Raw genomic sequence first — 25,992 nt, forward strand, 5'->3', positions numbered from 1 at the left:
CAGATCATGATTGCCTTACCCAACGACGACAACAGCTGCGGCTGGTATCAGGCGCTGCCCCCGGCGGCGCCCGCCACCCGGCTCAAGGGCAGCCAGAAAGCCGATTATACGGTGCTGGGGGCGGGCTTTGCCGGCCTGGCCGCCGCCCGCCGGCTGGCCGAGCTCAAGCCCGACGCCCGCATTGTGCTGGTGGATGCCCAGCGGGTGGCGGAAGGCGCTTCCGGGCGCAACTCCGGCTTTGTGATTGACCTGCCTCACAAGTTCGCCCTGGAGCACCCGGATCCGGTGCACAAGCAGAAATTGCTGGATCTCAACCGGGCCGCCATTGCCCAGCTGCAGGGGCTGGTGGAGCGCCACGGCATTGACTGCCAGTGGTCCGCCGTGGGCAAGTATCAGGGCGCGGTGGGCGAGCGCGGCATTGCCTTTCTCGAGCATTTCGAGCACCTGATGAAGGATCTGGGCGAGCCCTACCACTGGGTGGACAAGGCCGAGCTGAGCCGGGTGCTGGGCACCGGCTTCTATCGCCAGGCCATTTTCACTCCCGGTTGCTACCTGATGCAGCCGGCGGCCCTGGTGCGCGGCATGGCCGAGCACCTGCCCGAGAACGTGGAGCTGCTGGAGCAGTCGCCCATTCGCTCGCTGCGCCGTGAAGGTGGCCTGTGGCGGCTGCAGGGCGACGAGGGTGAGATTCAGGCGCCGACCCTGCTGCTGGGTGCCAGCATCTTTACCCGCGAGTTCGGTTACCTGAAAAACCGGCTGTTGCCGGTGATGACCTTTGCCAGCTGGACCCGGCCGCTGACCGACGACGAACTGGCCCGTTACGGCGGTGAGCTGAACTGGGGCCTGACCCCGGCGGATCATGCCGGCACCACCCTGCGCATGACCGCCGACCGGCGCATTCTCATTCGCAACAGCTACAAGCACGTGCCCAAATATGGCGCCAGTGTGAGTGAGGGTATGCGCAGTAAAATTCGGGCCGATCACCGCAAGGCGTTTCTGGACCGTTACCCTGAGCTTGCCGAGGTGCCCTTTACCCATACCTGGGGTGGCGTGTATGCCATTTCCCGCAACTTCACCAATTTCTTTGGCGAGCTCGAAGACGGTGTGTATGCCAGTGCCTGCGACAATGGCGTGGGCGCGGCCTGGGGCACCATTTCCGGCACCCTGCTGGCGGACATGGCGGTGGGCGCGGACACCCAGGCGCTGCGCGACATTCGCCAGGTAACCGGCATGCCCAGCCTGAACCCGCCCGAGCCCTTCCTGGGGTTGGGCGTGAAAAGCCGTATTCGCCTCGCCAAATGGCAGAGCAGGAGTGAACTGTGACCAAAGAAGTAAAACTGATTGACAGCAAGGAGCTGGACTTTACCGTACGGGGCGACTCACCCGGCATGGCGTACGTGGCCCGGGCCCTGAGCCCGGAAGTGTCGCCGAACATCGGCGTGGGCTTTGCCCGCTGGGAAGGGGCCGAAGTGGCCTGGACCCTACTGTACGACGAGGTGGTGTTTGTGATCGAAGGCTGCTTTGAGCTCACCGCCAACGGCAAAAAGCATGAGGTGCGCCCCGGCCAGATGCTGTGGATCCCCGAAGGCACCGAATTGATATATGGCGGGCATGCCCTGTTCGGTTATGTGGTGCACCCGGGCAACTGGAAAGAGCTGCACGGCCTGGCCTGATATTTGATACGTCTCCAAGCACTACCTTTGCCGGCCCCGGGGCCGGCTTTTTTGTTTGCCCTGCGATTTTATTTATCGTCCCCGCGTTGCCGGCTTTCGCCTCCAGGTTTCCAGAGATCCATTTAGATATCGGTTGCAGTGAGCGGGTAGTTGATCTTATCGATGAGGGAGTGGATTGTGCGATTCGCTGTGGTCGCTTCCCGGTCACTCCCGCATTTTACCGGGATGTAACTTGGCGATTGCCAGGCCATTGTACCCACATTGTTCCTCGGAATGGCTCTCATTTTGGCACAGCCTTTTGCCAATACTTCAGCAATAGTCTGGCAGCTTGCTTATCGAGTCCCGGGCGCACAGGGTAAAGGCCCGGGACAGTTCGCTGCGAACCTGGCCGGTGGAATAATACATGGAATAGTGATATTTGAGTTCGGGTGCGAAAGGACGTATTACCAGGTTGCTGCCTTCCCACAACGAGGCATTGAAGGGCTCGAGCAGAGCAATGCACAGGCCGGCGGCCACCATACCATAGCCCGATAAGGAGCGCTGGGTGGAAAACTGCTCGTTAACCTTGATGTGATGCTCCTTCAGCAGGCTTTTATGGTGGCTCCATTCCATGCCGTTTTCATCCACCAGCTTCAGCAGGCATTCACCCTGCAGATCGGCGGGCGTAATAATCGCCTTTTCGGCCAGGGCATGCGTGGCCGGCATAACACAGACCCAGGAAACCTCAGCCAGCGGCTCTTCAATAAACCCGGAGTGGGCTTCGGTCTGGTTGGTCATGATCAGATCATACTGTTGTTTGTCGAGGCCCCGGATCAACTGCTCCACGCTGTCGACCAGCAGACTGACATGTACCTGCGGGTGCTTATCGATAAACGACTTGATCAGCATGGGAGTCAGAATCGTCGCCAGGGCCGGAGTGGCACCTATGGTCAGGTTGCCGTGGGTGGATTTTTTCAGCTTGTCGGCAAAATTTTCCAGATGATGAATACCGTTAAAAATAGTGCTGACCTCTTCGTAAAACGCCACGCCTTCCGGGGTCGGTACCATCCTGCCTTTTTGTTTCTTGAACAGTTCAAAGCCGACATCATCCTGTAAATCATTGATAAGACGACTTATGGAGGGTTGAGACAGGGAGAGTATCAGGGCGGCCCGGGAAAAGCTGCCCTGCTGAATGGTGGCCAAAAAAGCCTGTAATTGCCGGTATTTCATGATATCTCCATATAGCATTTTCAAATAATGCTGCACAAAAAGTGACATTGTGCAAATGTTCTCGCTATGGAATAGTCCCGTCCCACACATTTAACCTGCACTCAAGCAACGAACATGGAGAGTGACAATGCAAGAGCATCTTGAACATGAGAACGGGGCGGGCGAACTGGTCTCCAAAGAAGGGAAGTGCTGGTATCAGAAATTTCCCGATCCCATGGTGCTTATCTTTTATATCCTGATCCTGGCCGGCTTTCTGACCTGGGTCGTTCCCAAGGGTGCCTATGAGACCGAGCTGGTAGATGGCCGGCAACGCGTGGTGGCAGACTCCTTCCATTACCTTGAAGATCACAACACGGGCTATTCCATCGGTGGCGCCATCAACCAGCTGTTCGATCTCTTTGTGGCCATTCCCCAGGGGTTGGTCCAGTCCGGACAGTATTTGTTTATCGTCTTTATTGCCGGCGGACTGTTCAATATTCTCTATCGTAGCCATGCGCTGGAAAACCTGGTGGGCACTGCGGTAAAACGAATCGGCCTGAGCCGGGGCAACCTGCTGATCTGGCTGGCCACCTATCTCTATGGCCTGTTCGGAATTTCGGTTGGCTATGAAAACAACATTGCCCTGGTGCCCGTCGCCCTGCTGGTGTCGAGCGCCTTGGGTTACACCAACCTGGTGGGGGCGTGCATCGCCATTGGCGGCATCGGCATCGGCTTTACCCTATCACCCATCAATCCTTATACCGTGGGTGTGGCACAGAGCATTGCCGGCCTGCCCATTTTCTCTGGCGGCCTGCTGCGTTTTGCCATGGCCTTTGTGGCTCTAAGCCTGCTGGCCTGGTATATCACCACCTTTGTGGCGCCCAGACATTCGGCGAGCAAAGGCGAGGGGGACGCCGGAGCGCTTTCAAAAAAGATTGAGGACTATCACCTCAGCTCCCGGGATCTGGGCATCATCTCGGTGTTCTTCCTTGGCATTGTGGTGATTGCGGGCTGTTCTTATCTGGCTGGTACGGGCACCTTGGGAAGAAGCTGGTATATAAAGGAAATCACCGCCGTCTTTATTCTGATGTCGATTGTCATTGCTGCCATTTGCCGCATTGCCCCCGATCGTTATGTGGCCCACATGGTTGAAGGGGCGTCCCGGGTCACCGGCGGCGCCCTGGTAATAGGCCTGGCTGCCTCGATCAAGGTGGTACTGGAAGATGGCCAGATCATCTACACCATCGTCAATACCCTGAACCTTGCCCTTGACGTGATGCCCGAGTCGCTGATCGCAGTCGGCATCAGTGTGATTCAGGGAGTGATTAACCTCTTTATTCCGAGTGGCTCCGGTCAGGCGCTGGTGACCATGCCGGTGCTGATCCCGCTGGCGGATCTGGTGGGCATTACCTATCAGGTCATGATACTGGCGTTTCAGGTGGGGGATGGCCTGACCAACATGATAGTGCCCACCTCGGGAGGCACTCTGGCCATGCTGGCCCTGGCCCGGGTCGGTTATTCGGACTGGCTGAAAGTGATTTTCCCGCTGGTCGCCCTGATCTATGTGCTTAGCTGGGGTTTCATTATGCTGGCGCAATGGTTGCAGTGGTCCTGATCCTGTTACCGAATCCTTCATGCTCGGGATGCCGCTGCCGGCGTCCCGAGCCAGGCCGAATCACTGATCCGGCTTACCCATTGTCAACCTGGCCTTGTCCTGAGGCCCTGTGACGGAGAACATCATGCACAATATTACTCGTGTTGCCCTGGTGGGCGGCACTCATGGCAATGAGCTGTCCGGCATCTATCTGCTGAAGAAATGGGATAAAACCAGCCAGTTCGCGCGTTGGCCTCAGCTCGAGCTGACGCAAACCATCGCCAACCCGAGGGCCTGCGAGCACTCTGTGCGCTACATGGAAACCGATCTGAACCGGGAGTTTGCCCTTGAGGATTTGCAGAATTACCGGCTGGTGGGTTACGAACAGTTGCTGGCCAAGAAGCTCAACCAGCAGTTTGGCCCCAGAGGCCGGTCGCCGGTTGAGCTGATGATCGATCTGCACAATACCACTTCCAACATGGGGGCTTGCCTGATGTTGCTGCGCAAGGACGCCTTCAATATTGGTATGGCGGCCTATGTAAAGGATCGCATGCCGGAAGCCGTTATCTATTTTCAGGACAACCTGCCGAAAGAGCGCAAGCGCTTTCTGATATCCGTGGCCCAGCAGGGGGTTACCGTGGAGGTGGGACCTCAGCCGAATTCGGTGTTGCAGCAGGAAACTCTGGAGCTGATGGAGACCATGACTGCTCACATCCTCGATTATGTGGTGCTGTATAACGATGATAAATTGGCTTCGCTGCCGGCCGGGTTTGAGGCTTTTCAGTATACGGAAGACCTGGTGCTGCCAACGGATGAACAGGGCCAGCGGCTCGCCATGGTGTCAAAGCGTCTTGATCGGCGGGACTTTCATCCGGTTGAGCCGGGCGATGTGATCATGGAAACCTTTGACGGTGTCCCGATTTGCTGGGAAGGGGACTACACCGCCTATCCCCTGTTTATCAATGAGGCTGCCTATCATCGGAGTCACAGCGCCATGTCGATGTCGCAGCGCATTGTGCTGCGCTGCGCCGATTATTTCTGAGTCAAGCTGAACGGTCGTCTGTGGCGGCCTTTTTTATCTAAAACTATTAGGCAGCTGTTCAAACTGCTTAATCAACCATTGCTTCAACAGGTTGGCTTCCGGGCTTAGCGGCGATCGCTTGGGGTGAACCAGATAGTAGCCCTTGCATGTGCAGAGGCTGCAACCAAAGGGATTTATCAGTTCGCCACTGCCTATTTCTTCCGCCGCCAGTAGTCCGTTGCTCAGTACCATCCCCTGGCCGCGTTTGGCAGCATCAATCGCCAGCAGCGATTGGTCGAAATATAACGCGCGGATCCGCTGCCTTGCCATTTTGCCGAGAGCAGTAAAACGGTCCAGCCATTCATCCCACTGCACGTAGGGTGCGATATGCAACAGTACTGCTCCGGCGATGTCGTCGGGTTCACTCAACCCCAGCCGATCACGGTACTCCGGTGAGCAAAGTGCCATCACTTCATCCTGTTGCAGCAGATGAACCTCAAGGTGCGGGTTTCGGCCATCAAAGTGCCGAATCGCCAGATCGACCGACTCGCGTTCGAAGTCGACTGGGTGACTCACGGAGTTAATACGCAAGTCAATGCCCGGATGGACTTCAATGAAGTCGGCAATGCGTGGCCCCAGCCAACGGGCGGCCAGGGCCGGGGTTAATGACAGGCACACTGAATGGTCGTGGTGTTTGCGACAGGCCTCACTTGCCTGGCGGATCTGTGCGAGCGGCGGCGCGATACGCCCATAATATTCAAGGCCTGGTTCCGTCACCGTCACTTGGCGGATGTCGCGTACGAAGAGCGTAAAGCCGAGCCAGTCCTCGAGCTTGCGGATCTGCTGTGATACCGCCCCCGGGCTGATGTTCAGCTCATTGGCCGCAAGCTTGAAACTGCCATGACGGACGGCGGCTTCGAAAGCGATCAGCGCGCGCAGAGGAGGGAGTGGGGTTTTCATCGGGGCTCCAAATTTCCGGCGTAAGTTATGAGCGCCCATTATGGAGTAGTTTTTCTATTCCATGTGACAGAATTTATGGTTTGTATGCTTGGCCCCGCTCGTCAAAAATCTGTTTCATATATTGCTACTCTTGATAGGTGAAGTCATGCATTCCAGTGAACGTCGCAGCGTGCTGCTGCTAATAGCCAGTGGCTGTTTGTTGTTGATGTTGTCTTTTGGTTTCCGTTCGGGCTTTGGCTTGTTCGTGCCGCCGATCACCGAGAGCAATGGCTGGTCACGAGAGGTTATTTCACTCTCGCTGGCTATCCAGAATATTGTCTGGGGGGTGATTGCCGTGTTCGCCGGTGGTCTGGCAGACCGATTCGGAACCGGCCGTGTCATTGCCGCGGGTGCGATTCTCTACAGTGCGGGCATGTGGCTGATGGCCGGTGTCGACAGCCCCTGGGTTCTCAACAGTTCGGCAGGCCTGCTGGTGGGGGCCGGCATCGCCGGTACCGCCTTTGGTATTGTGTTGCCGGCGATGGCTCGTGCAGTTGATGCATCGCGTCGCCAATGGGTGTTGGGTTTGGGTACCGCTGCGGGCTCGCTCGGACAGTTTGTGGTGGTACCGGTCGCGCAGCAGTTGATCGCCCATTTTGGCTGGATTCAGGCACTGCAACTGCTGTCGTTCTCGGCGCTGGGCATGGCATTGCTTGCGCTGCCGCTGGCCCGGGGCGGCCGACCGGCGAAGGGCTCTGTGGCGGTGGAGATGGAAAACCGGTCGATGAAAGAGGTGATAGTGACCGCACTGCGGTACCGCTCCTTTTTGTTGCTGGTAGCCGGGTTCTTTGTCTGTGGATTCCAGATCGCCTTCATTACCGCGCACATGCCAGCCTTCCTGAACGACAATGGCTTCGACGCAGGGGTGGGGGCCTGGAGCATCGCCTTGATCGGGTTGTGCAATGTGATTGGTGCTTATCTTTCGGGCATTTTATCCGGCCGCTATCCCAAGCGGGAGGTACTGGTAATTATCTACCTGGTGCGTGGTCTGGCTGTGATTGGTTTCATGCTGCTGCCACTAAGCCTGGCGTCTGTGCTGGTGTTCAGCGCGGTGATGGGCTTCTTCTGGCTCGCCACGGTACCGCCGACGTCGGGTCTTGTTGCGGTGATGTTCGGTACCCGCTATATGTCACTGCTTTACGGCATCGTCTTTCTTGGCCATCAGCTCGGCAGTTTCTGTGGTGTCTGGCTGGGCGGCGTCCTGTTTGAGCTGACGGGCAACTACGATGCGGTCTGGTGGCTCGGTGGCTTGCTGGCGCTGCTCTCCGCCCTGGTGCACTGGCCAATACAGGAGCGTCAGGTTTTGCAACAGCAAACAACTTGAGCCGGCTCTATGAGGCGCCTGTAATGCGAAGGGTTTTAACCAGTACCTCATAGAGCCTGTCTACCGCTTCCGCGCCTTTGGAAGCCTGACTTCTGATCACGGTCACTTCCATGGGGGCCAGGGGGCCCAGACCGTGATCACTGCCAAGAATTTCAAGGTGGGCGGGCACACTGCACTGGGTCAGCACGGCAATGGCCAGTCCGCTTTCTACGGCGGCAATTTGCCCGGCCAGGCTGGAGCTGTTGTACACCACCCGGTAGCGGCGCCCCTGCAGCGCCAGGGTGTTAATGGCATTGTGCTTGGCGAGACTGGTGCTTTCATACACGGCAATGGGCAAGGGATCCCGTCGCCAGACTTCAAATTGCGGGGATCCAACCCATACCATGGGTTCGTAAAACAGAAAGGCGCCCTTTCTGGAGTCCCGGGAAACCAGTGCCAGATCCAGATCTCCACGTTCAATACGAGGAATAAGGGAGGTCGATTGCTCGCAGTTCAGCTCGATTTCCACCTTGCCGTGATAGGGCGCGAACCGTTTGAGCGCCGGAGTCAGATAGGTGGCGGCATAGTCATCCGGTACCCCGAGGCGAATGCGGCCAGTGAGCTCCTTGCCATGAAATGCCGCCTGGGTCTCGGCATGCAGATCAAGCATGCGGCGGGCATACCCCAGTAGCGTTTGGCCTTCCGGCGTCAGCTGGTGCTGACGGGGCCCCCGCAACAGCAGCTGGCATTCCAGCGCGGCCTCCAGCTTTTTAAGCTGCATGCTGACCGCAGACTGGGAGCGGTGTACTTGTGGCGCCGCGGCGGAGAGCGAGCCGGCATCCACCACGGCAACAAAGCATTTGAGCCAGTCCATCTGCAGGTCTTGATAGGTCATGTTGTCGAGGCTCTTTATTAGGTTATCGAATGGTTTGTTTTTGAATTATTCGCTTTTATAAAGATTATGCCAACTGCACAGTAGCGGAGTAAGAAACAGCACTGTGAGGTTCAGCAAATGACAACCGCCAATACCGGGTTATATCAACTCGACGGCTCCCTGATCTGGTCCGGTTTTCGGCAACTGGCGCCCATTTCCGTGTTTGTTACCGTCTTTGGTGCGGCCTTTGGCCTGGCCGCAAAGCAAAAAGGCCTGAGTGACACATCGATCATTGCCATGAGTGCCCTGGCCTTCTCTGGTTATGCCCAGTTCGCACTGTTGGAGCAGTGGGGTGCACAGATCCCGCTCTTTGCCATGCTGATGACGGCCCTCGCCATCAATGCCCGGCACCTGTTGATGGGGGCCACGCTTTATCCCTGGCTATGCCGGCTGACCCCGGCAAAACGCTATGGCGTGATGCTGCTTGCCTCCGATGCCAACTGGGCCATGTCCATGCGGGCATTCAGTGGCGGCAGGCCGGGGTTTGGCCTGTTACTGGGCGGTGGCCTGGCCCTGTGGTTCTTCTGGGTGTCCGGCACCTGGCTTGGCGTCTATTTTGGCAATGCCATCAGTCACCCCGAAAGGCTGGGGCTGGACATGGTGATGGGATGCTTCCTGCTGGCCATGGCCGTTGGTGGAGAAAAAAGCCCGCGCATGCTGATCATCTGGTTGGTGGCGGCCCTGTCATCCTTGCTGGCCTATTGGTACTTGCCGGACAACAGCCATGTGCTTGTGGGCGCTCTGGCCGGGGGAATGATTGGCACCGTATGGGGAACGCACGACCATGAACATTGAAACCACCGGAACAGGGACCCTGGCTATCGTACTCATCATGGCACTGGTGGCCTTGGCAACCCGCTGGGGCGGCGTTTACCTGATGTCGTTCGTGCCCATCAATTATCGAGTGAAGCGGTTTATTCAGGCCATGTCGGGCTCTGTGCTGGTGGCGCTGCTGGCGCCCATGGCGGTGGCGGGGGATAACGCCGCCCGAGTGGCCTTGCTGACCACGGCGGTCATCATGCTGCTGCTGAAAAAGCCCTTGCCGGCCATAGCTGGCGGCATGGTAGCCGCCGCCGTGATGCGGTATTTTTAGTTCGCTTGATACTGATGGCTCGTTGAATGGAAGGGGGTGGGAATGTCGTCATGCGCCGTTGCGCTGATCCCGGGGTTTATGCTGGATGAAACCCTGTGGAATGAATTTCAAGGCTACCTTCCCGAAACATGGTCGGTGCATACGCCATCTTTAAATGGCGGGCAGACCATTCGTGAGATAGCAGGGAGAATGGCGGCGGCACTGCCTCCACGCTTTGTTCTGGTTGGTTTTTCATTGGGCGGCTACATCGCCCGGCAACTGGCGGCAGATTATCCGGAACGGGTGGAAGCGCTCATTCTCATCGCCAGCTCGCTGCGCGAGGATACGACGCAGCAAATGCAGTCAAAACAGCGTGCCATAGAGGCTTTGTCTGCGCACACCTTCACCGGGCTGAGTGCGGGAACCATTGCCAGGTCGCTGCATCCAGATCGCGCTTCCGATACGGGCCTGGTTTCCCGCATCAGAAAAATGGGAAGCCGGCTGGGCTATGAGGCCCTGGTGACGCAATCGGCACTACGCAGGGCGGATGTTCCTGCGGCAAGCCTGCGCTGCCCAACCCTGGTCATTGCCAGCGCAAACGATTCCCTGCGCTCCCTTGAAGAAGCCGATGAGCTGGTTGATGCCATTCCCGATGCGTCCCTTCAGGTGTTTTATGACAGTGGTCATATGATTCCCCTGGAACAGCCTGAGAAGCTGGCTGCCACGGTGCTTCGCTGGCTGGACATACAATGCGGCGGGTAAATGTCGCGCTTGGCCATTAACGTTTATACCTCGCATTCGTTGCCAAGAGTTATGACCGACAGTCCGTAGGGGCGCGCTTGGCACCGGATCACTTTGCGTGGTGCTCATCCATCAAGCTACGCCAAAACGGCGGCGATATTCGCCCGGTGACAGGCCCACCAAGCGAGTAAATACCTTGCGAAAGGCACCGGTATCGCCATAGCCCACTTCCCAGGCCACCCGCTCTATGGTGGCGCCGCCAAATTGCAGCAGCTCCCGTGCCCGGCCCACCCGCAGCCGCTGGCAATACTCCGTGGTGGTCATGCCTGTGGCCTTTTGAAAACGGCGCAACAGGGTGCGTTGCTCCAGTCCGGCCTGCTCGGCCAGGCGTGCCAGTGCCATGTCTCTGGCACCGGTGGCCTGCAGCCAGTGTTGCAGCCTGAGCACAGCAGCATCGCCATGGGTGAGGCGGGGGGAAAACACACTGTAGTAACGCTGTTCACGACCGGGCGGGTCAACCAGCAGCATGCGGGCCGTTTCCAGCATCACGGTGGGCCCGAGCAGGCGATCCACCAGGCGCAGGCCCAGATCGGTCCAGGACATCAGGCCGCCGGCAGTAATGATGTCGCCGTCATCAATGATCAGTTTATCGGCGTCGACCCGCACCGAGGGAAAACGCTGCTGCAGGCTCTCGGCGTAGGTCCAGTGGGTGGTCATGCGGCGATGTGCCATCAGGCCGGTGGCCGCCAGCACAAAGGCGCCGGCGCATACCGATCCGAGGATCGCTCCTCCGGCGTGCTGGCCGCACAGCCAGCTTGCCAGTGGGGCGGATGTTTCCGCAGCCATCGGCTCGCCCAGCGTCGGCGGCAGGATCAGCGCCGTCAGGGTGCCTGGCTGTGCATCCGGGCAGCTGTCAAACACCCGGTGCGGCGCGGCGGCTGCAGCCTCCGCCTGCCAGTGGCTGATACGCAATATCGGCGTGTTGTTTTGGCCGCGGCTGACGGCGATGCGGTTGGCCATGTCGAACAAATCGGTCAACCCCAGCACCGCCGATTGCTGAGCCCCCGAATAGCGGATGATGCCGATTTCGATCAGTCTTCTTTCACTCATGCGTTGCCTTGTCCTTGAGTCCCAGCCTGCCGGCGCTGACAAAAACTGCGTCGGTAATCGGACGGCGAGGTGCCCAGCTGGGCGCTGAACTGCTGACGCAGCGACAGAGGCGTGCCAAAGCCTACCTCCGAGGCAATGCATTCTATGGGCATCTCGGTGGTTTCCAGCAGTTGTTGCGCCCGGGCCACCCGCTCGGCGTTAAGCCATTTGAGCACTGTGGTGCCGGTGGCTTCCCGAAAGCGCCGGGTAAAGGTGCGCCGGCTCATCATGGCCACTTCGGCCAATTGATCAACCGTGAGCGGCTCGGACACATGTGCCCGGGCCCATTCCAGTACACCGGGCAGGCGGTTTTCACTGTGGATCTGCGGCACCGGCCGCTCAATGTACTGGGCCTGGCCGCCCTGGCGGTGGGGCGGGGTGACCAGCAGCCGGGCCATGCGGTTGGCCGCGTCCGAGCCATGGCGCTCACGCACCAGATGCAGGCAACAGTCGATGGCGGCCACCGTACCCGCCGAAGTGATCACGTTGCCGTCCGCAACATAGAGCACATCCGGCCGGAACCGGGTGCGGGGAAAACGCCGGGCAAACAGGTCTTTTGCCACCCAGTGGGTGGTGGCTTCCCGGTCGTCGAGCAGGCCCGCATCGCCCAGCACGAAGGCACCCAGACACAAGCCCACGGTCAGTGCACCCCGCTCGTGGGCCCGGCGCAGGGCTTCCGTCAGTTCAACCGGGGCCGCTACTTCGGGACTGCTCCAGGCAGGTACCACGACGATGTCGGCCTCGGTTAGCGCGTTCAATCCGTCTGTGACCTCGATCATCAGACCCTGATCACTGCGCACCGCGCCGGGCTGTTGTGCACAGTAGCGCACCTCGTAACGGGGAAAATCTGCCGGCCCATTGACGGCGCCGAAGACCATCGCCGGGACGGAGAGCTGAAACAGGCTGACACCTCCAAACGCGAGCACGGCGATACGGGTGGGAGACATGGAGCACCTCGTCTAACAAGAATGGCCCAAAACTATCCAATCTTGTCATTCGGGTCAATGGCGGCTCACTGTCGCTCCCGGCAAACTGATCAGGCTTAAACGGCCCGAGGTGCAGCCCGGGTCGACTCAGTTGCCACCGGAGCAGAACCGGACGAAGCGCCTCTCAGGCGGGGACCGGAAATGCTCCATTCAGACAGGAATTAATTTATGAACATCAAGCGCGCTACCGCCTCCGTTGCACTGGCTTTGGGACTGCTGACCAATCACGGGGCCTGGGCCGCAGAGCCGGCAGCCACTCAGGATGGTGAGGTTCAGTTGCAGCTTATTCGCAACGCCACGGTCAAGATCAGCTACGCCGACACCACCTTTTTGATTGACCCCATGCTCGCCAAAAAAGGGGCATATCCGGGGTTTGAGGACACTTACCGCAGCCACCTGCGTAACCCCCTGGTTGAGCTGCCGATGCCGGCGGAAGCAGTCTTTGACGATGTGGACGCCATCATTGTTACCCATACCCACCTTGATCACTGGGATGACGCGGCACAGGCGCTGCTGCCCAAGGACACTCCGCTGTTCGCGCAGCATGAAGCCGATGCCAAACTGATCCGCTCCCAGGGGTTTAAGGATGTGCGCGTGCTTGGCGACAGCGCCGAGTTCGGCGGTGTTACCCTCAGCCGGACGGGGGGCCAGCACGGCACCGACGAGATGTTTGCGAACTCAATGCTGGCGGGTTTCCTGGGAGAGGCCATGGGGGTGGTGTTTGAGGCGCCGGAGCACGAAACCCTGTACTTGGTGGGCGATACCATCTGGCGTAATGAGGTCGGTCAGGCGCTGGCCGAGTATCACCCTGAGGTGGTGGTGGCAAACGCCGGCTATGCGCGCCTGAACGACTATGACGGCGCTATTATCATGGGCAAGGAAGATGTGGTGCGCCTGGCAGAACAAGCGCCAGGGGCAACCGTGGTGGCGGTGCATATGGATGCCATCAACCACATGGGCCAGACCCGGGATGAACTCAGCAATTATGTCCGGGAGAAGGGACTGGAGGAACGTGTCGAGATCCCCGCAGATGGAGACACACTGAGCTTCTGAGTCGAAACAAGCCGCCCGAGGGGCGGCTTTTTTGCGGGTGGTATACATACGGCTCTGAGCCTGTACCAAAACCGATCAATAACCTGAAGTTATTAATTCTGTGCAAAGTATGTTGGTTGAGGTTACAAGGATTAAACAATATTGTTACCAAAAGGTTTTGAGTGTTCAGACTTAGTTGGGAGAAAGCAAGATGGAATTTTCTTTAAGCAATGCGTTTACCCTCGCACGAACCGTTGCCATCTCGACCACCATTATTGTTGCCAGTGCCAATGCGGTTGCCAGCGATCAGAAATATAACTTCAAACTGGCACTGGAGTCCGGTGACCGTGATTCAGCCCAGGGAAAATCAATGCAAATGTGGGCTGATCTGATCAAGGAGAAATCCGATGGTCGAATGAAGGTGGGTATTTTTTATCAGGGCGAACTGGGCGGCCAGCAGGAGCTCTTTGACCAGCTGGTAAAGGGAAATATCGACATGATGGTGACCTGGCCGCAAACGTCATATGATGAGCGACTGGCGGTTAATTATATTCCTTACCTCACACTGGGCTGGGAAGATGCGCTCAAGGCTTATGGTGAAAACGGCTGGCTGAAAGACATACTGGGTGGCGTTTATAAAGATATTGGGCTGAAGTATTTTGGTCCTTATCCCGAAGGTTTTGGTGGTGTGGCCACCAAGGGCCGCTACGCCACCAATTTTGAAGATGCCCAGGGCATCAAGGTGCGTTCAACGCCGGTGTTCCCTCTTCCCCAAACCGTGAAAGCCCTGGGTTTCCAGGCCGTCCCCATTGACTGGGCCGAAGTTTATACTTCCATTCAGACCGGTGTGGTAGATGGTGATTCAGGTAATGTCATTTACTGGGACTACGAATACTTCCGCGATCAGCTCGATTATTTCGTTCACACCAAGCACAACTTTTCCTCCTACGCCATATTGATGAACGACGAAACCTGGCAAGAGCTGGATCAGGAAGATCAGACAATTATTGCCGATGCGGCTCAGGCTGTTATCGAAAAGCAGTTCAAGGACGCCAGGGCGGAAGATGAAAAGTGGATAAAAGCCGCTCAGGATGCCGGCATGGAATATATCGTGCCGAGCACGGAAGAAATGCAGGCCTGGGTTGAGCGTGTACGGGCAGAGGTGTGGCCTCAGATCGAGCCGGCAGTGGGCAAGGAGTTGATGGATAAGCTTCAGGAGAATGCCTCCGATCCGAATGCCGTAACTCAGTAAGTCAGGTTGACGGGGTATCCGGATGGGTGCCCCTTTATTTAAATGGAGTTTGTGATGAACAAGTTACTTGGAATCATGGCAGCCATAGACAGGGGGCTGGCCTTTATTATCAAGCCTGTGGTTGTGTTCATCAGCCTTGCCGTTGCCATTATGCTGGCCTATGGCATATTCACCCGTGCAGTGCTGAATGCGCCGGTATTTGGTCTGGAGGAGCTGGTGCTTCTGGGGGCCATGTGGCTGTATATGTTAGGGGCGGTGTTGGCTTCCCGCGAGCGCTCCCATCTCAGTGCCGATTTTATTCAGGTGATCTGCAAGAATAAAACGGTGATCCGTGTGATGCATATGACAGCAACACTGATATCGCTGTTTATGGCATTCATGTTTGCGACCTGGAGTTTTGATCTGCTGGCATGGGGTATCAGCAAGGGACAAACCAGCACAGTGCTTAAGCTGCCCTGGTATTTTTCCCAAGGCAGCCTGTTTTTTGCCAGTGTACTTTTTATCTTTTATTTATTCCGGGACTTCATCAGCGATTTGCGAGATGTCTGCTCGGCCAACCAGACCTTGGCTGAGGCAGAAAAGCAGTATTGATATTTAACAGGATTGTATTATGGGCGCTTTACTTGCAATAGTGGCAGTCGTTGTGCTGATGATGATCGGTGTGCCGGTTGTGTTCTCCTTCGCTGCCATGACCTTTATTCTTTCGATTATCTACGATGTGGATATTTCATCCCTGATGACCACGGGATTCTGGTCGGTTAACTCCATCATTCTGCTGGCGCTGCCCTTGTTCGTTATGACCGGCTATCTGATGCAGGCCGGCGGTATGGCGGCCCGGCTGGTGAGCTTTGTCGAGACCCTGGTGGGCAAGTCACGCAGTGGCATGGGCTCTTCCATGGTGGTGGCCTGCGGCGTATTCGGCGCTATTTCCGGCACCGCATCCGCCGCCGTGGCATCCATTGGAACCATCATGATCGATCCCATGGAAAAACATGGTTACAAGCGGGAATACACCAGTGCACTGCTGGGCATTTCTTCCCTGCTGGGTCTGCTGATCCCCCCGAGCATTACCATGATCCTTTATGCCGTGGTCACGCGGCAGTCGGTTGCCGCCTGTTTTCTGGCCACCATTGGCCCGGGCATACTGTTGATCATGATGCTTTGTGTATTGAACTGGCTCAAGATGCGCCGTCATCCCGATGGGGCCGCCGAGGTGCTCAATCTTCGCCAACGGGTTGAAGCCGTAGGCAGCAACATGTGGAAGGCGCTGCCGGCGTTAATGCTGCCGGTGATCATTCTTGGCGGTATTTACGGCGGCGTGTTCACACCCACCGAAGCCGCCGCCATCGCCGTGGTGTATTCCATTCCGGTTGGTCTTTTTGTCTACCGGGAACTGGATCTCAAAAAGATGGCCCAGTGCCTGCTGGCCGCCGCCACCACCACCGGCGTGATCATGGTGATCCTGGTGTTTTCCTTTGTCGCCAGCCGTATCTTTACCTATGAACGGGTGCCCCAGCAACTGACGGAATTGCTGATGGACTTGTTCCAGAACAAGTTGCTTATTCTGCTGGTGGTGAACATCTTTCTGATCCTGCTTGGCATGATCATGGATGATGTCAGCGTGGTGGCGATAGTCAGCCCGTTACTGTTGCCGGTGATGGTGGATATTGGCGTGGATCCCGTGCACTTTGCCGCCATTGTGGGCACCAGTGTGGTTATTGGCTGCAACAGCCCGCCCATGGCACCCATTCTGTTTATGACCTGCCGTATCGGCAGGGTGGGCATGTCTCAGGTCATGCGTCCTGCCCTGAGCTTTATGGCATTTGCCGCATTGCCTGTTATGCTGGTGACCACTTACTGGCCGCCGCTGGCACTCTATCTGCCCAGGCTGTTCGGATACATCAATTAATGCTGACTCACAGACAAGCGGCAGGCCTCAGAGCCTGCTTCTTGTCTGTTGTACTGATAACGGAGCCTGCCTGAAATGCAAGGTGAAGAGATGACTCAAGCAACCAGACGTCACTTTTTTATTGAGGGGGCCAGGGATCTGCTGCCCATGATACCCGGGGTCTTGCCCTTTGGCCTGGTGACGGGTGCAAGCAGTGCAAGCCTTGGGTTCAGTCCCGAAATGACATTGGGTGCCACCTTGTTGTTCTTTGCCGGTTCGGCGCAGCTGGCAGCCTATCAACTGATACAGGATAATGCGGTGCCGGTGGTGATCCTGTTTACCACCCTGATGATAAACATCCGTTTTTTGATTTACAGTGCCGCCTTTGCCCCCTTGTTTCATTCCATAAAAAAACGTCATAAATGGCCCCTGGCTTACTTGCTGAGCGATCAGGCCTATGGCTTGTGTGTTGCTCGGTTTGCGGCTGATGACCATAGTCGAAAGAAGCTGTTTTACTACAGTGGTGCGGCCTTGATGATGTGGGTGAGCTGGGTTTGCTTTGTGATGGTGGGTATGCTGGTGGGCGAACAAATACCTTCGTCTTGGTCGCTTGAGTTTGCCATTCCATTATCTTTTCTTGCCATGCTGGTTTCCGTGGTGCGTGATCAGGCCACATTAGCCGCAGCCCTGTGCTCAGGCGGAATAGCAACGGTATTTTCATCCCTTCCCTATAACATGGGCTTTATGGCCGCCATTGTCGGGGGAGTGGCCATGGGATATGTGTTTAGTGGCCGTTTTATCACAAAAAAGACGGGCGTTGAGGAGGGGGAGTAATGAATAGCGTCGAACTCTGGCTACTTTTTGTAGGGGTAGGAATAGGGACCTTTGCCATTAGGCTTTCATTTATTCAGCTTCACGGTAGCCTGTCTTTTAATATGGCAAAGTGTCAAAAGGTATTCAGCCTGCTGGCCCCTGCCGTGCTGGCTGCACTTTCGGTGCCGGCCATTATTTTTCAGCAGGGCAACACCATGGCCACGCAGAGTGGTGCTCAGCTTGTTGCCGCGGCGGTAACGGCCCTGTGGGCCTGGTATTCAAAAGGGGTGTTCTGGCCCCTGATGGCAGGTATGGGCACATTCTGGCTGATAAAGTTTTATTATTTTTAATCCATGTCGGGGTTTTCCCGGGGGAAAGACAAAGGGGGTATTGCCGCATCGTTTTCGCGGAAGAGGGCGGGCTGTTGTGGCCGGTGAATATCGGCCAGTTTACTGCGCCGGCATAACAAGTGGGATACAATAAAGGAATGTTGATTGCGGCGATGGAATCAGAAAAAAAGACTATGGTAAAGCCTCTGGAGCCAGACAAGATTCTGGTAAAAATGCCCTCATTGAGAGCCGTCAGATCCTTTGTGGCTGCGGCCAAGTATCTGAGCTTCACCCGGGCGGCGGAAGCACTTTGTGTTACTCAGGCGGCCATCAGCCGGCAGATCCGCGAGCTGGAAGCCCACCTGGGGGTGGAGCTGTTCAAGCGTACCGGGAGGGCGGTTGAACTGACCGAGGCCGGTAACATCTTTTATGATGCGGCCTATCTGTCGTTTGTGAACATAGCCCAGGCCGCCGAGCGCATTCAGAGCACCAGCAGTGTGAAACCGGCCCTGACCATCTGTTGCTCCACGGCCTTCTCCGCACTCTGGTTGTCGCGGCGCCTGCCCGACTTCTTTGCCGGTAACCCGGACATCGACATCAATGTGGTGACCACCGGCAACTTCCTGCAAATGGAGCCTGGTGTACACCCGGATCTTTTTATCAACAAGATTTCCGATCCCCGAGAGGGCTACCATTCCATTCCGCTGTTTCATGATCTGATCTACCCGGTCTGTACCCCGGCTTTTTTGCGCGATAACCCGGCTATCTCCAGTCTGGAAGGGCTGAGTGATGCCGTTTTACTGAACCTGAGCCCTTACGGCCGGGCCCAGGTGGCGGAGCATGTAGACTGGAATGTCTGGTTTTCCTTTTTCAATATCAACCTGGAAAAACGCACCGCTGCCGACAAGCATCTGTTCAACGCCAATGATTACAACATGCTGATCCAGATGGTGCTCAATCATCAGGGCGTGTCCCTGGGCTGGCATCACCTGGTGGCCCCCCTGGTGGAAGAAGGGCTGCTGGTGCGGCCGGTCAAGCAGGAGGTGGTTTTCAGGGAAAAACGTCATTTTCTCACTTACCCGGAAAGCAAGGCCGATAACGAGACACTGTGCCGTTTTCGTGACTGGTTTCTTGGGTACATGCATGATGACAGTATTTCGGTTTCACCGAATGAGGGCTGAAGAGCACTCGACGGGTTAATGTAATAGTGATGAGCCTGTCTGAGTGCTCGATAACCCGAGGTTATTATTTCTGATAAATAAACATGACTCGCCATTTTTTTATTTGAATTTAGCATTTTGATGCAGGTTGTTGTGTCAGCCCGTTTGCTTCTCTCCATTCTTTGGGGAGAAGCTTTTTTATTTTAAGCCTGCTGTAAGCAGGCTCTTTTATTTCCTTGGTATGGATAACATAAGGTTATGTTTAACCGTTAATAAAAGTAAGTTGTGAGTGGTGAGAGCTGGTGGTTAATATTTTGTTATCAAAAAGCCGGCCTCGCCTGAATGTTGACAACATTATTTGGGCGGCGTCTTCAAACGAAAACACATATGGATATAGGTGAAGCCCATGCGATTCGAAGGAATTTACACTCCCGTTATTACCCCCTTTGCCGAAGACAACAGCATTGATTATGCGGCATTTGGCGCCCTGATTGACTCCCTCATCGAGGCCGGCGTTCACGGCATTATCGTTGGCGGCACCACGGGTGAATACTACGTGGAAACTCAGGCCGAGCGCAGCCAGCTGCTGCAGGTGGCCGTGGAGCGCAGCGCCGGCCGGGTGCCGGTGATCTTTGGCACCGGCTCCATCAACCCCGAAGAGTCCATCAGCCTGGCCAGGGCGGCGGTGGAGCAGGGCGCCGATGCCATTCTGGTGGCCACTCCGCCCTATTCCCTGCCCACCGAACGGGAGCTGGCTGAGCATGTGCTGGCCGTGGACAAGGCCGCCAACCTGCCAATTATGCTGTACAACTACCCGGCGCGCATGGGTGTGACCATGGGCGAGGAGTTTTTCGAGCGGGTGAGCGGCTCGGCCAATATCTGCGCCATCAAGGAAAGCTCTGGTGACATCAATCGCCTGCATTTGCTGGTAGGGAAATATCCCGAACTGCAGACTTCCTGCGGCATGGACGATCAGGCCCTGGAATTCTTCGCCTGGGGTGCGAAAAGCTGGGTGTGCGCCGGCTCCAACTTCCTGCCCGAGGAACATGTGGCCCTCTACAACGCCTGTGTGGTGGAAGGAGACTTTGACAAGGGCCGCCGCATCATGGCCGCCATGATGCCGCTGATGAGTGTGCTGGAGCAGGGTGGCAAGTTCATTCAGTGTGTCAAGCACGGCGTGACCCTGTCGGGCCAGTTTGCCGGCGCGACCCGCAAGCCCCTGCTGGGCCTGGAAGAGGACGAAAAGCAGCAACTGCAACAGGTTATCGGCACCCTGAAGGCGGCCATCGCCGGCATCGAGAAGGGAGAATAAATCATGAGCGAACTGCTGACCCGGGAACAGTACCACGCCTTTGCGGCCGAGCTGCAATTCCCCACCGAGAGCTTTATCGGCGGCCGTTTTCGTCCGGCGCTGTCCGGTGAGACCCTGCCGACCATTAACCCGGCCACCGGCGAAGTTCTGGCCGAGATCGCCGCCTGCGGCACCGAAGACGTGGATCTGGCAGTGCAGGCCGCTCGTGACGCCTTTGACGATGGCCGCTGGAGCGAGCTGCATCCCAACGAGCGCAAGGCGGTATTGCTGAAGCTGGCCGATCTGATGGAGCAGCACAGCCTTGAACTGGCGGTGCTGGAAAGCCTGGACTCCGGCAAGCCGATCGCCGAGTGCGAGACGGTCGACGTGCCCGAAACCATTCACTTTATTCGCTGGCACGCCGAGTCGGTCGACAAGATTTACGATCAGACCGCGCCCGTCGGCTCGGATGCCGTGGCCATGGTGGTGCGCGAGCCTATCGGTGTGGTGGGCGCGGTGCTGCCCTGGAACTTTCCGCTGCTGATGCTGGGCTGGAAACTGGGCCCGGCGCTGGCGGCCGGCTGTACTGTAGTGCTCAAACCCGCGATGCAGACCTCGCTGACCACGCTGCGGGTGGCTGAGCTGGCGCACGAAGCCGGCCTGCCCGCCGGTGTGCTTAACGTGGTCACCGGCCGCGGCTCCGTGGTCGGGGCCGCCATTGGCCGCCATGCCGATGTGGACATGGTGACCTTTACCGGCTCCACCGAGACCGGCCGCCTGTTCCTGAACTACGCCGCCGAGTCCAACCTCAAGGAAGTGGTGCTGGAATGCGGCGGCAAGAACCCCTGCATCGTGCTGGACGATGCCGAAAACCTGGACAGCGTGGCCGACCATGTGGTGGCCGCCGCCTTCTGGAACATGGGCGAAAACTGCTCTGCCGGCTCACGGCTTATCGTGCATGAAAACATCAAGGATGCCCTGCTCGAGCGTGTTTGCGCCAAGACCCGCGAGTGGCGCACCGGCGACCCGCTGGATCCGGCCAACAAACTGGGTGCTTTGGTCGACAAGGGGCATTTCGACAAGGTGGTGAGCTATCTGCACCGGGGCAAGCAGGACGGTCATACCGTGCTGCTGGGCGGTGAGCCGATGGAAGGCAACTGCGTGCCCCCCACCATTTTCGACGGCGTGAAGAACGGCGACGTGCTGGCACGGGAAGAAATCTTCGGCCCGATACTGGTGGTGATCACCGTGTCCAGCGTCGAGGAGGCCATCGCGGTTGCCAATGATACCGACTACGGCCTGGCGGCCTCGGTATTCACCGGCAATGCCAAAAAGGCGCTGCGGGCGGCCCGGGCGGTACGCGCCGGTACCGTTACCGTGAACTGCTTCGGTGAGGGAGATGCCACCACCCCCTTTGGCGGCTACAAGCAATCCGGCTTTGGCGGCCGTGACAACTCCGTTCATGCCCACGATCAGTACACCCAGCTGAAAACCATCTGGCTGGATCTGAACGACTAAGCCGATAACGCCCGGCGCACGGCGCCGGGCTTGTCGTGACCTACTTTTCTTCGAGAGGAATCGGAGAATGACCAAAACCATTAATGTCCGCCGCCTTCCCAGGGATACCGGGCCGGCCGGCTGGAACAGTATTCTTCCGCCTGCGCGTACTCACCCTGAGTTGAAAGAGGATATTCGGGCCGACTGGGTGGTCGTGGGTGGCGGTTTTGCGGGCATGGCCGCCGCCCGGCGCCTGAGCCAGCTGGTTGGCGATGACCGCGTGGTACTGCTGGAAGCGGGCCGGCTGGCCCAGGGGCCGGCGGGGCGCAACAGCGGCTTTATGATTGATCTGCCCCACGAACTGAACTCGGAAACCTATGCCGGCGCGGCCGAGGCCGATATGCTGCAGATCCGGCTGAACCGGGCGGCCATCGACTTTGCCCGGAACATGGCCCGGGAGTTTGACATGCCCGAGCGGGTGTTTGATCCCTGTGGCAAGCTGACCGGTGCCGCCACCGCCAAGGGTGCGCAGCATATCGACAGCTATGCCCGCCACCTGGAAGGCCTGGGTGAGCAGTATCGCCTGCTTGATGCCGGCGAGATGAAGGCCCACACCGGCATCGATTTTTACCAGAAAGGGCTTTATACCCCGGGCGCGGTGATGATTCAGCCGGCCGCCTTTATTCGCATGGCGGCAGAGGGCCTGGCCGAGCGGGTGGCCATTTACGAACAGAGCCCAGTGCTGAAAATGGATCTGGGCGACGAGCATGTGCTGCATACCCCCCAGGGCCGGGTTCGTGCCCGCCATGTGATCCTGGCGGTGAACGGCCATATTCAGTCGTTCGGCTTCTACCCGCGCCAGCTGCTGCACGTGTTTACCTATGCCTCCATGACCCGGGCCCTGTCGGCCGGCGAAGCGGCCCGGCTGGGGGGCACACCGGACTGGGGCGTGTTGCCGGCGGATCCCATGGGCACCACGGTACGTCGAGTATCAAGCCTGATGGGCAGCGGCGATCGGGTGACGGTGCGCAACCGCTTTACCCTGAATCAGTCGATGGAAATTTCCGAGCGCCAGCTCAGGGATGTGTTCAAGGCTCACGACCGCGCCTTTGCCGCCCGCTTTCCCATGCTCGACGGGGTGCCGATGGAGCACCGCTGGGGGGGCCGGCTGTGCCTGTCCTGGAACTCGGTGCCGGCCTTTGGTGAGCTGGAGTCGCGGGTATATTCCGCTGCCTGCCAGAACGGTCTGGGTACGGTGAAAGGGACGCTTTCGGGTATGCTGGCGGTGGACCTGGCGTTGAACCACAGATCTGAACTGCTGGATGAGTTTATGAGCTATGAGGCGCCTAGGCGGTTGCCGCCCGAGCCTTTCTTGTCGGTGGGCGCCAACCTGACCATGCGCTGGAAGGAATGGCTGGCGGGTATTGAGTTGTAAGTCTTGGTGAGTACCAAGGATTGGGCCCCGGCATCACGCCGGGGGCCTTTTTTATTTGGCGAGCAGCGGGGTTGATAGGCGCCGTGGCGCCGGCAGGCGTTGCAGTAACAGTGCCAGCAACACCACCAGGCCGCCCATCCAGGCCTGCTCACCGGGTGCTTCAGCCAGCACCATCCAGACCCACAGCGGCCCCAGGATCATTTCCAGCATCATCAGCAGACCCACCTCTGCCGCCGGCAGATAGCGCGGCCCCTGGGTGATCAGGGCATAGGCCAGGGGCACTACGCCGAGGCCGAGCAGGGCCATCCACAGCATGTCTTCGGCGGGCATGGTCAGGGTAGGGGTCTGAAACAGGGCAAACAGGCTGACCAGCAGACCGGCGGGCACCAGCGCCGGGGTCATGTTGGCGGGACTGGCGGCCCGCTCCACCACAAACTTGGCGGCCATGCTGGCGGCGCACAGCAGGGCGGTGAGATCACCGAGCAAATGGCCCTCATGCTGGCTGCCGGAAAACACCAGCGCCAGCCCGCTGATGCACAACCCGATGGCCAGCCAGGTACGCCCGGACACGCGCTCCCGCAGCACAAAGCGGCTGAGCAGGGCGCCGATCAACGGCGCGGCGCTCAGAATGATCAGGGTATTGGCCACGCTGGTCAGCCGGATGGAGATCACAAAGGTGATGGTGCAAATGGCATAAAACAGCGCCGAGCCCAGGCCCAGGCCGAACAGCCGGCGGCTGGGACGGTAACGGTGCCGCCGACACAGGCAGGCGGTGCCGATGCACAGGCTGAGCAGCAGCCCGCGCCAGAACAGCAAGGTCCAGTGATCGGCGCTGATCAGGCGAATCAGCAGGGCATCCAGGCTGAGCACGGCCACCCCGGCCAGGGTCAACAGCACACCTTTTTGGTAAGGACTCATAACGGTATCCAGGCGAATGAATAATGGCCAGCATGGCCACTTTTTCGCTGCCGGACTGTGTTGAAAGCGGCCGAAAAGGCGACGGAAACGACCCGAAAAGGGCGGGCACAAAAAACGGGCCTGACGGCCCGTTTGTATTCAAGTCAGCAGTGGACTTATTTCACCGCGAGCGGTTCGGGGGCAGGCCCGGCCTCTTCCCGCTGCCATTGTTCCTGCTCTGCTGCCGTGGCCCTGGGGGAGAACCAGCCCAGGTAGCCATAGGCCATGCCGATCAGCGGCGACAGCCAGCAGGCAAAGGCCAGGGGAATGTACAGCAGGTTCTCGGTGTGGCCTTCGGCAATGCCCAGCCCCAGGGCGGTGATCACCACGGCGCCGCCGGCGTTCCAGGGAATGAGCGGCGAAATCAGGGTGCCGCCTTCTTCACAGGCGCGGGACAGGTTGAGCGGCGAGTAGCCCTTGGCCTTGTAGGCGGGGGCATACATGCGGCCGGGCAGGGCGATGGACAGGTAAGGGTCGCCGCCCACCACATTGGTCATGGCCGAGGTGGCAATGGCGGAGCCCTGCATGGCGCCAAAGCTTTTGGCCCGGCCGAGAATCTTCTCCACGATCACCGTCAGGCAGCCGGTGCGCTCCAGCACGCCGCCAAAGGCCAGCGCCACCAGCATCAGGGTAATCACCCAGGTCATGCTCTGAATGCCGCCGCGGTTGAGCAGGGCGTCAATTTCACGCACGCCGGTGTCTATCTGATAGCCGCTGAACATGAACTCAAAGGCCTGTTGCAGTCCCACTCCCTGGGTCAGCATGGCGGTGGCCAGGCCCAGAAGGGCACCGGCAAACAGGGTGGGCAGGGCCGGCATCTTTTTCAGTGCCAGGCCAATGGTAACCACCAGCGGCAGCAGCAGGATCCAGGACAGCGCAAAGTGCCGATCCAGGCCGGCGATGATGCCGTCGATACGGGCGAAGTCCACCGCCTGATCGCCGATAAAGGAAAAGCCTGCCACCAGGTAAATGCCCAGGGCAATCAGCATGGCGGGCACCGTGGTGGGCAGCATGTTGCGAATATGGTCGAACAGGTCCACACCGGTCACCGCCGGGGCCAGGTTGGTGGTGTCCGACAGCGGTGACATCTTGTCGCCGAAAAAGGCGCCCGACACCACGGCACCGGCGGTCCAGTACATGGGAATGTCAAAGCCGTTGCCAATGCCCATCAGCGCCAGGCCCACGGTGCCCGTGGTGCCCCAGGAGGTACCGAGTGACACCGACACCACGGCGCAGATCAGCACGCAGGCGGCCAGGAACAATTCCGGCGAGATCAGACTGAGGCCCAGCTTGATGAGGTAGGGTACGGTGCCGCTGGCGATCCAGATGCCGACGATCATGCCCACGATGATCAGTATGCCCACCGACTGCAGGCCGAGACGCACCACGTGCATGATGCCGTCTTCCATGTCGTGCCAGCGATAGCCGCGCAGCCAGCCGATCAGCGCGGTAATGGCCACGCCCATGGCCAGGGGCACATGGGGGGTGAAATTGCCGAAATAAAACAGCTGCACACCCAGCACCACAAAGGTAAGGGCGATGGGCAGGCAGGCCAGCCAGAAGCCGGGTTTTTGGGGGGCTTGTGTTGTCATGGTTCTCTCCTTGAGCCAGTGCCGGCCGGCGGAGTGCCGGGCGGCATACCTGTAACAGGGTCAGGCTAAGGGGAGAATGTATGGCG

Annotated in this window: 25 protein-coding genes; 18 read left to right on the forward strand and 7 right to left on the reverse strand. The window is 58.3% G+C overall.

Features of this window, described 5'->3' with window-relative positions:
• Positions 1–6: 6 nt before the first annotated feature.
• A complete protein-coding gene (locus PU634_RS04605) occupies positions 7–1,323 on the forward strand; it encodes an NAD(P)/FAD-dependent oxidoreductase (protein WP_306762884.1) in 1,317 nt (438 codons plus the stop codon).
• Positions 1,320–1,673 (forward strand): EutQ-related cupin domain-containing protein, encoded by a 354-nt coding sequence (locus PU634_RS04610; RefSeq protein WP_306762885.1) that lies wholly within the window; start codon positions 1,320–1,322, stop codon positions 1,671–1,673. Before PU634_RS04605 ends, PU634_RS04610 begins: the two co-directional genes overlap by 4 nt.
• Before the next feature lie 309 nt (positions 1,674–1,982).
• Here PU634_RS04610 and PU634_RS04615 read toward each other — a convergent pair whose 3' ends face one another.
• Positions 1,983–2,882: a LysR family transcriptional regulator gene (locus tag PU634_RS04615; protein WP_306762886.1), complete on the reverse strand. Its 900-nt coding sequence runs from the start codon at positions 2,880–2,882 to the stop codon at positions 1,983–1,985.
• 214 nt (positions 2,883–3,096) lie between these two features.
• On the opposite strand from PU634_RS04615, the gene PU634_RS04620 reads away from it, so the two are divergent.
• Together PU634_RS04620 and PU634_RS04625 are read left to right on the forward strand one after the other, a co-directional pair.
• Positions 3,097–4,476: a YfcC family protein gene (locus PU634_RS04620; RefSeq protein ID WP_371319622.1), complete on the forward strand. Its 1,380-nt coding sequence runs from the start codon at positions 3,097–3,099 to the stop codon at positions 4,474–4,476.
• Positions 4,477–4,600: 124 nt separating this feature from the next.
• Positions 4,601–5,497 carry an aspartoacylase gene (locus tag PU634_RS04625; protein WP_306762888.1) on the forward strand — a complete coding sequence of 299 codons (897 nt, stop codon included), beginning with the start codon at positions 4,601–4,603 and terminating at the stop codon, positions 5,495–5,497.
• 33 nt (positions 5,498–5,530) lie between these two features.
• On the opposite strand, the gene PU634_RS04630 is transcribed toward PU634_RS04625, so the two are convergent.
• The gene (locus PU634_RS04630) at positions 5,531–6,436 is read right to left on the reverse strand and encodes a LysR substrate-binding domain-containing protein (RefSeq protein ID WP_306762889.1); all 906 of its coding nucleotides are present in this window, start codon (positions 6,434–6,436) and stop codon (positions 5,531–5,533) included.
• 145 nt (positions 6,437–6,581) lie between these two features.
• On the opposite strand from PU634_RS04630, the gene PU634_RS04635 reads away from it, so the two are divergent.
• Positions 6,582–7,799: an MFS transporter gene (locus PU634_RS04635; protein ID WP_306762890.1), complete on the forward strand. Its 1,218-nt coding sequence runs from the start codon at positions 6,582–6,584 to the stop codon at positions 7,797–7,799.
• 7 nt (positions 7,800–7,806) lie between these two features.
• Here PU634_RS04635 and PU634_RS04640 read toward each other — a convergent pair whose 3' ends face one another.
• Positions 7,807–8,673 carry a LysR family transcriptional regulator gene (locus PU634_RS04640; protein ID WP_306762891.1) on the reverse strand — a complete coding sequence of 289 codons (867 nt, stop codon included), beginning with the start codon at positions 8,671–8,673 and terminating at the stop codon, positions 7,807–7,809.
• 117 nt (positions 8,674–8,790) lie between these two features.
• On the opposite strand from PU634_RS04640, the gene PU634_RS04645 reads away from it, so the two are divergent.
• Genes PU634_RS04645 through PU634_RS04655 form a run of 3 tightly spaced genes read left to right on the forward strand, consistent with a single transcriptional unit; the run spans position 8,791 to position 10,546 of the window.
• Positions 8,791–9,507, forward strand: a complete 717-nt coding sequence (locus PU634_RS04645; RefSeq protein WP_306762892.1) for an AzlC family ABC transporter permease — start codon at positions 8,791–8,793, stop codon at positions 9,505–9,507.
• Positions 9,497–9,805 (forward strand): AzlD family protein, encoded by a 309-nt coding sequence (locus tag PU634_RS04650; RefSeq protein WP_306762893.1) that lies wholly within the window; start codon positions 9,497–9,499, stop codon positions 9,803–9,805. The genes PU634_RS04645 and PU634_RS04650 overlap by 11 nt, the downstream gene beginning before the upstream one ends.
• Before the next feature lie 42 nt (positions 9,806–9,847).
• Complete coding sequence (locus PU634_RS04655) at positions 9,848–10,546, forward strand: alpha/beta fold hydrolase (protein WP_306762894.1); 699 nt, start codon at positions 9,848–9,850, stop codon at positions 10,544–10,546.
• A gap of 111 nt (positions 10,547–10,657) precedes the next feature.
• Here PU634_RS04655 and PU634_RS04660 read toward each other — a convergent pair whose 3' ends face one another.
• Complete coding sequence (locus PU634_RS04660; protein ID WP_306762895.1) at positions 10,658–11,635, reverse strand: GlxA family transcriptional regulator; 978 nt, start codon at positions 11,633–11,635, stop codon at positions 10,658–10,660.
• Complete coding sequence (locus PU634_RS04665; RefSeq protein WP_306762896.1) at positions 11,632–12,621, reverse strand: GlxA family transcriptional regulator; 990 nt, start codon at positions 12,619–12,621, stop codon at positions 11,632–11,634. Before PU634_RS04665 ends, PU634_RS04660 begins: the two co-directional genes overlap by 4 nt.
• 207 nt (positions 12,622–12,828) lie before the next feature.
• Between PU634_RS04665 and PU634_RS04670 the strand changes: the two genes are divergently transcribed.
• The 10 genes from PU634_RS04670 (at position 12,829) to PU634_RS04715 (ending at position 23,357) form a co-directional block, all read left to right on the forward strand.
• Positions 12,829–13,713 (forward strand): MBL fold metallo-hydrolase, encoded by an 885-nt coding sequence (locus tag PU634_RS04670; protein ID WP_306762897.1) that lies wholly within the window; start codon positions 12,829–12,831, stop codon positions 13,711–13,713.
• A gap of 190 nt (positions 13,714–13,903) precedes the next feature.
• Entirely contained in the window at positions 13,904–14,944 is a 1,041-nt protein-coding gene (gene dctP, locus PU634_RS04675; protein ID WP_306762898.1) for a TRAP transporter substrate-binding protein DctP, read from the forward strand.
• Between the two features lie 54 nt (positions 14,945–14,998).
• Positions 14,999–15,535 carry a TRAP transporter small permease gene (locus tag PU634_RS04680; RefSeq protein ID WP_306762899.1) on the forward strand — a complete coding sequence of 179 codons (537 nt, stop codon included), beginning with the start codon at positions 14,999–15,001 and terminating at the stop codon, positions 15,533–15,535.
• Between the two features lie 19 nt (positions 15,536–15,554).
• Positions 15,555–16,853, forward strand: coding sequence for a TRAP transporter large permease (locus PU634_RS04685; protein ID WP_306762900.1), 1,299 nt, complete (start codon positions 15,555–15,557; stop codon positions 16,851–16,853).
• A gap of 75 nt (positions 16,854–16,928) precedes the next feature.
• On the forward strand, positions 16,929–17,666 hold the full coding sequence (locus PU634_RS04690; RefSeq protein WP_306762901.1) for an AzlC family ABC transporter permease: 738 nt from the start codon (positions 16,929–16,931) through the stop codon (positions 17,664–17,666).
• A complete protein-coding gene (locus PU634_RS04695) occupies positions 17,666–17,995 on the forward strand; it encodes an AzlD domain-containing protein (RefSeq protein WP_306762902.1) in 330 nt (109 codons plus the stop codon). Before PU634_RS04690 ends, PU634_RS04695 begins: the two co-directional genes overlap by 1 nt.
• Positions 17,996–18,168: 173 nt before the next feature.
• Complete coding sequence (locus tag PU634_RS04700) at positions 18,169–19,155, forward strand: LysR family transcriptional regulator (RefSeq protein ID WP_306762903.1); 987 nt, start codon at positions 18,169–18,171, stop codon at positions 19,153–19,155.
• Positions 19,156–19,540: 385 nt separating this feature from the next.
• The gene (locus PU634_RS04705) at positions 19,541–20,446 is read left to right on the forward strand and encodes a dihydrodipicolinate synthase family protein (RefSeq protein WP_306762904.1); all 906 of its coding nucleotides are present in this window, start codon (positions 19,541–19,543) and stop codon (positions 20,444–20,446) included.
• A 3-nt stretch (positions 20,447–20,449) separates the two neighbouring features.
• Positions 20,450–21,943, forward strand: coding sequence for an aldehyde dehydrogenase (locus PU634_RS04710; protein WP_306762905.1), 1,494 nt, complete (start codon positions 20,450–20,452; stop codon positions 21,941–21,943).
• Between the two features lie 67 nt (positions 21,944–22,010).
• Positions 22,011–23,357, forward strand: a complete 1,347-nt coding sequence (locus PU634_RS04715) for an NAD(P)/FAD-dependent oxidoreductase (protein WP_306762906.1) — start codon at positions 22,011–22,013, stop codon at positions 23,355–23,357.
• A 51-nt stretch (positions 23,358–23,408) separates the two neighbouring features.
• Here PU634_RS04715 and PU634_RS04720 read toward each other — a convergent pair whose 3' ends face one another.
• Positions 23,409–24,275 (reverse strand): DMT family transporter, encoded by an 867-nt coding sequence (locus PU634_RS04720; protein ID WP_306762907.1) that lies wholly within the window; start codon positions 24,273–24,275, stop codon positions 23,409–23,411.
• 155 nt (positions 24,276–24,430) lie between these two features.
• Complete coding sequence (nhaC, locus tag PU634_RS04725; RefSeq protein ID WP_306762908.1) at positions 24,431–25,906, reverse strand: Na+/H+ antiporter NhaC; 1,476 nt, start codon at positions 25,904–25,906, stop codon at positions 24,431–24,433.
• Positions 25,907–25,992 lie beyond the last annotated feature (86 nt).

Source organism: Oceanimonas pelagia, from assembly GCF_030849025.1.
GTDB lineage: Bacteria > Pseudomonadota > Gammaproteobacteria > Enterobacterales > Aeromonadaceae > Oceanimonas > Oceanimonas pelagia.

Bases quoted from the DNA above. Each gene is read 5' to 3' on its own strand.
- PU634_RS04605 (WP_306762884.1), top strand. From the start codon at position 7: ATGATTGCCTTACCCAACGACGACAACAGCTGCGGCTGGTATCAGGCG.
- PU634_RS04615 (WP_306762886.1), bottom strand. From the start codon at position 2,882: ATGAAATACCGGCAATTACAGGCTTTTTTGGCCACCATTCAGCAGGGC.
- PU634_RS04620 (WP_371319622.1), top strand. From the start codon at position 3,097: ATGGTGCTTATCTTTTATATCCTGATCCTGGCCGGCTTTCTGACCTGG.
- PU634_RS04625 (WP_306762888.1), top strand. From the start codon at position 4,601: ATGCACAATATTACTCGTGTTGCCCTGGTGGGCGGCACTCATGGCAAT.
- PU634_RS04630 (WP_306762889.1), bottom strand. From the start codon at position 6,436: ATGAAAACCCCACTCCCTCCTCTGCGCGCGCTGATCGCTTTCGAAGCC.
- PU634_RS04635 (WP_306762890.1), top strand. From the start codon at position 6,582: ATGCATTCCAGTGAACGTCGCAGCGTGCTGCTGCTAATAGCCAGTGGC.
- PU634_RS04640 (WP_306762891.1), bottom strand. From the start codon at position 8,673: ATGACCTATCAAGACCTGCAGATGGACTGGCTCAAATGCTTTGTTGCC.
- PU634_RS04645 (WP_306762892.1), top strand. From the start codon at position 8,791: ATGACAACCGCCAATACCGGGTTATATCAACTCGACGGCTCCCTGATC.
- PU634_RS04650 (WP_306762893.1), top strand. From the start codon at position 9,497: ATGAACATTGAAACCACCGGAACAGGGACCCTGGCTATCGTACTCATC.
- PU634_RS04655 (WP_306762894.1), top strand. From the start codon at position 9,848: ATGTCGTCATGCGCCGTTGCGCTGATCCCGGGGTTTATGCTGGATGAA.
- PU634_RS04660 (WP_306762895.1), bottom strand. From the start codon at position 11,635: ATGAGTGAAAGAAGACTGATCGAAATCGGCATCATCCGCTATTCGGGG.
- PU634_RS04665 (WP_306762896.1), bottom strand. From the start codon at position 12,621: ATGTCTCCCACCCGTATCGCCGTGCTCGCGTTTGGAGGTGTCAGCCTG.
- PU634_RS04670 (WP_306762897.1), top strand. From the start codon at position 12,829: ATGAACATCAAGCGCGCTACCGCCTCCGTTGCACTGGCTTTGGGACTG.
- dctP (WP_306762898.1), top strand. From the start codon at position 13,904: ATGGAATTTTCTTTAAGCAATGCGTTTACCCTCGCACGAACCGTTGCC.
- PU634_RS04680 (WP_306762899.1), top strand. From the start codon at position 14,999: ATGAACAAGTTACTTGGAATCATGGCAGCCATAGACAGGGGGCTGGCC.
- PU634_RS04685 (WP_306762900.1), top strand. From the start codon at position 15,555: ATGGGCGCTTTACTTGCAATAGTGGCAGTCGTTGTGCTGATGATGATC.
- PU634_RS04690 (WP_306762901.1), top strand. From the start codon at position 16,929: ATGCAAGGTGAAGAGATGACTCAAGCAACCAGACGTCACTTTTTTATT.
- PU634_RS04695 (WP_306762902.1), top strand. From the start codon at position 17,666: ATGAATAGCGTCGAACTCTGGCTACTTTTTGTAGGGGTAGGAATAGGG.
- PU634_RS04700 (WP_306762903.1), top strand. From the start codon at position 18,169: ATGGTAAAGCCTCTGGAGCCAGACAAGATTCTGGTAAAAATGCCCTCA.
- PU634_RS04705 (WP_306762904.1), top strand. From the start codon at position 19,541: ATGCGATTCGAAGGAATTTACACTCCCGTTATTACCCCCTTTGCCGAA.
- PU634_RS04710 (WP_306762905.1), top strand. From the start codon at position 20,450: ATGAGCGAACTGCTGACCCGGGAACAGTACCACGCCTTTGCGGCCGAG.
- PU634_RS04715 (WP_306762906.1), top strand. From the start codon at position 22,011: ATGACCAAAACCATTAATGTCCGCCGCCTTCCCAGGGATACCGGGCCG.
- PU634_RS04720 (WP_306762907.1), bottom strand. From the start codon at position 24,275: ATGAGTCCTTACCAAAAAGGTGTGCTGTTGACCCTGGCCGGGGTGGCC.
- nhaC (WP_306762908.1), bottom strand. From the start codon at position 25,906: ATGACAACACAAGCCCCCCAAAAACCCGGCTTCTGGCTGGCCTGCCTG.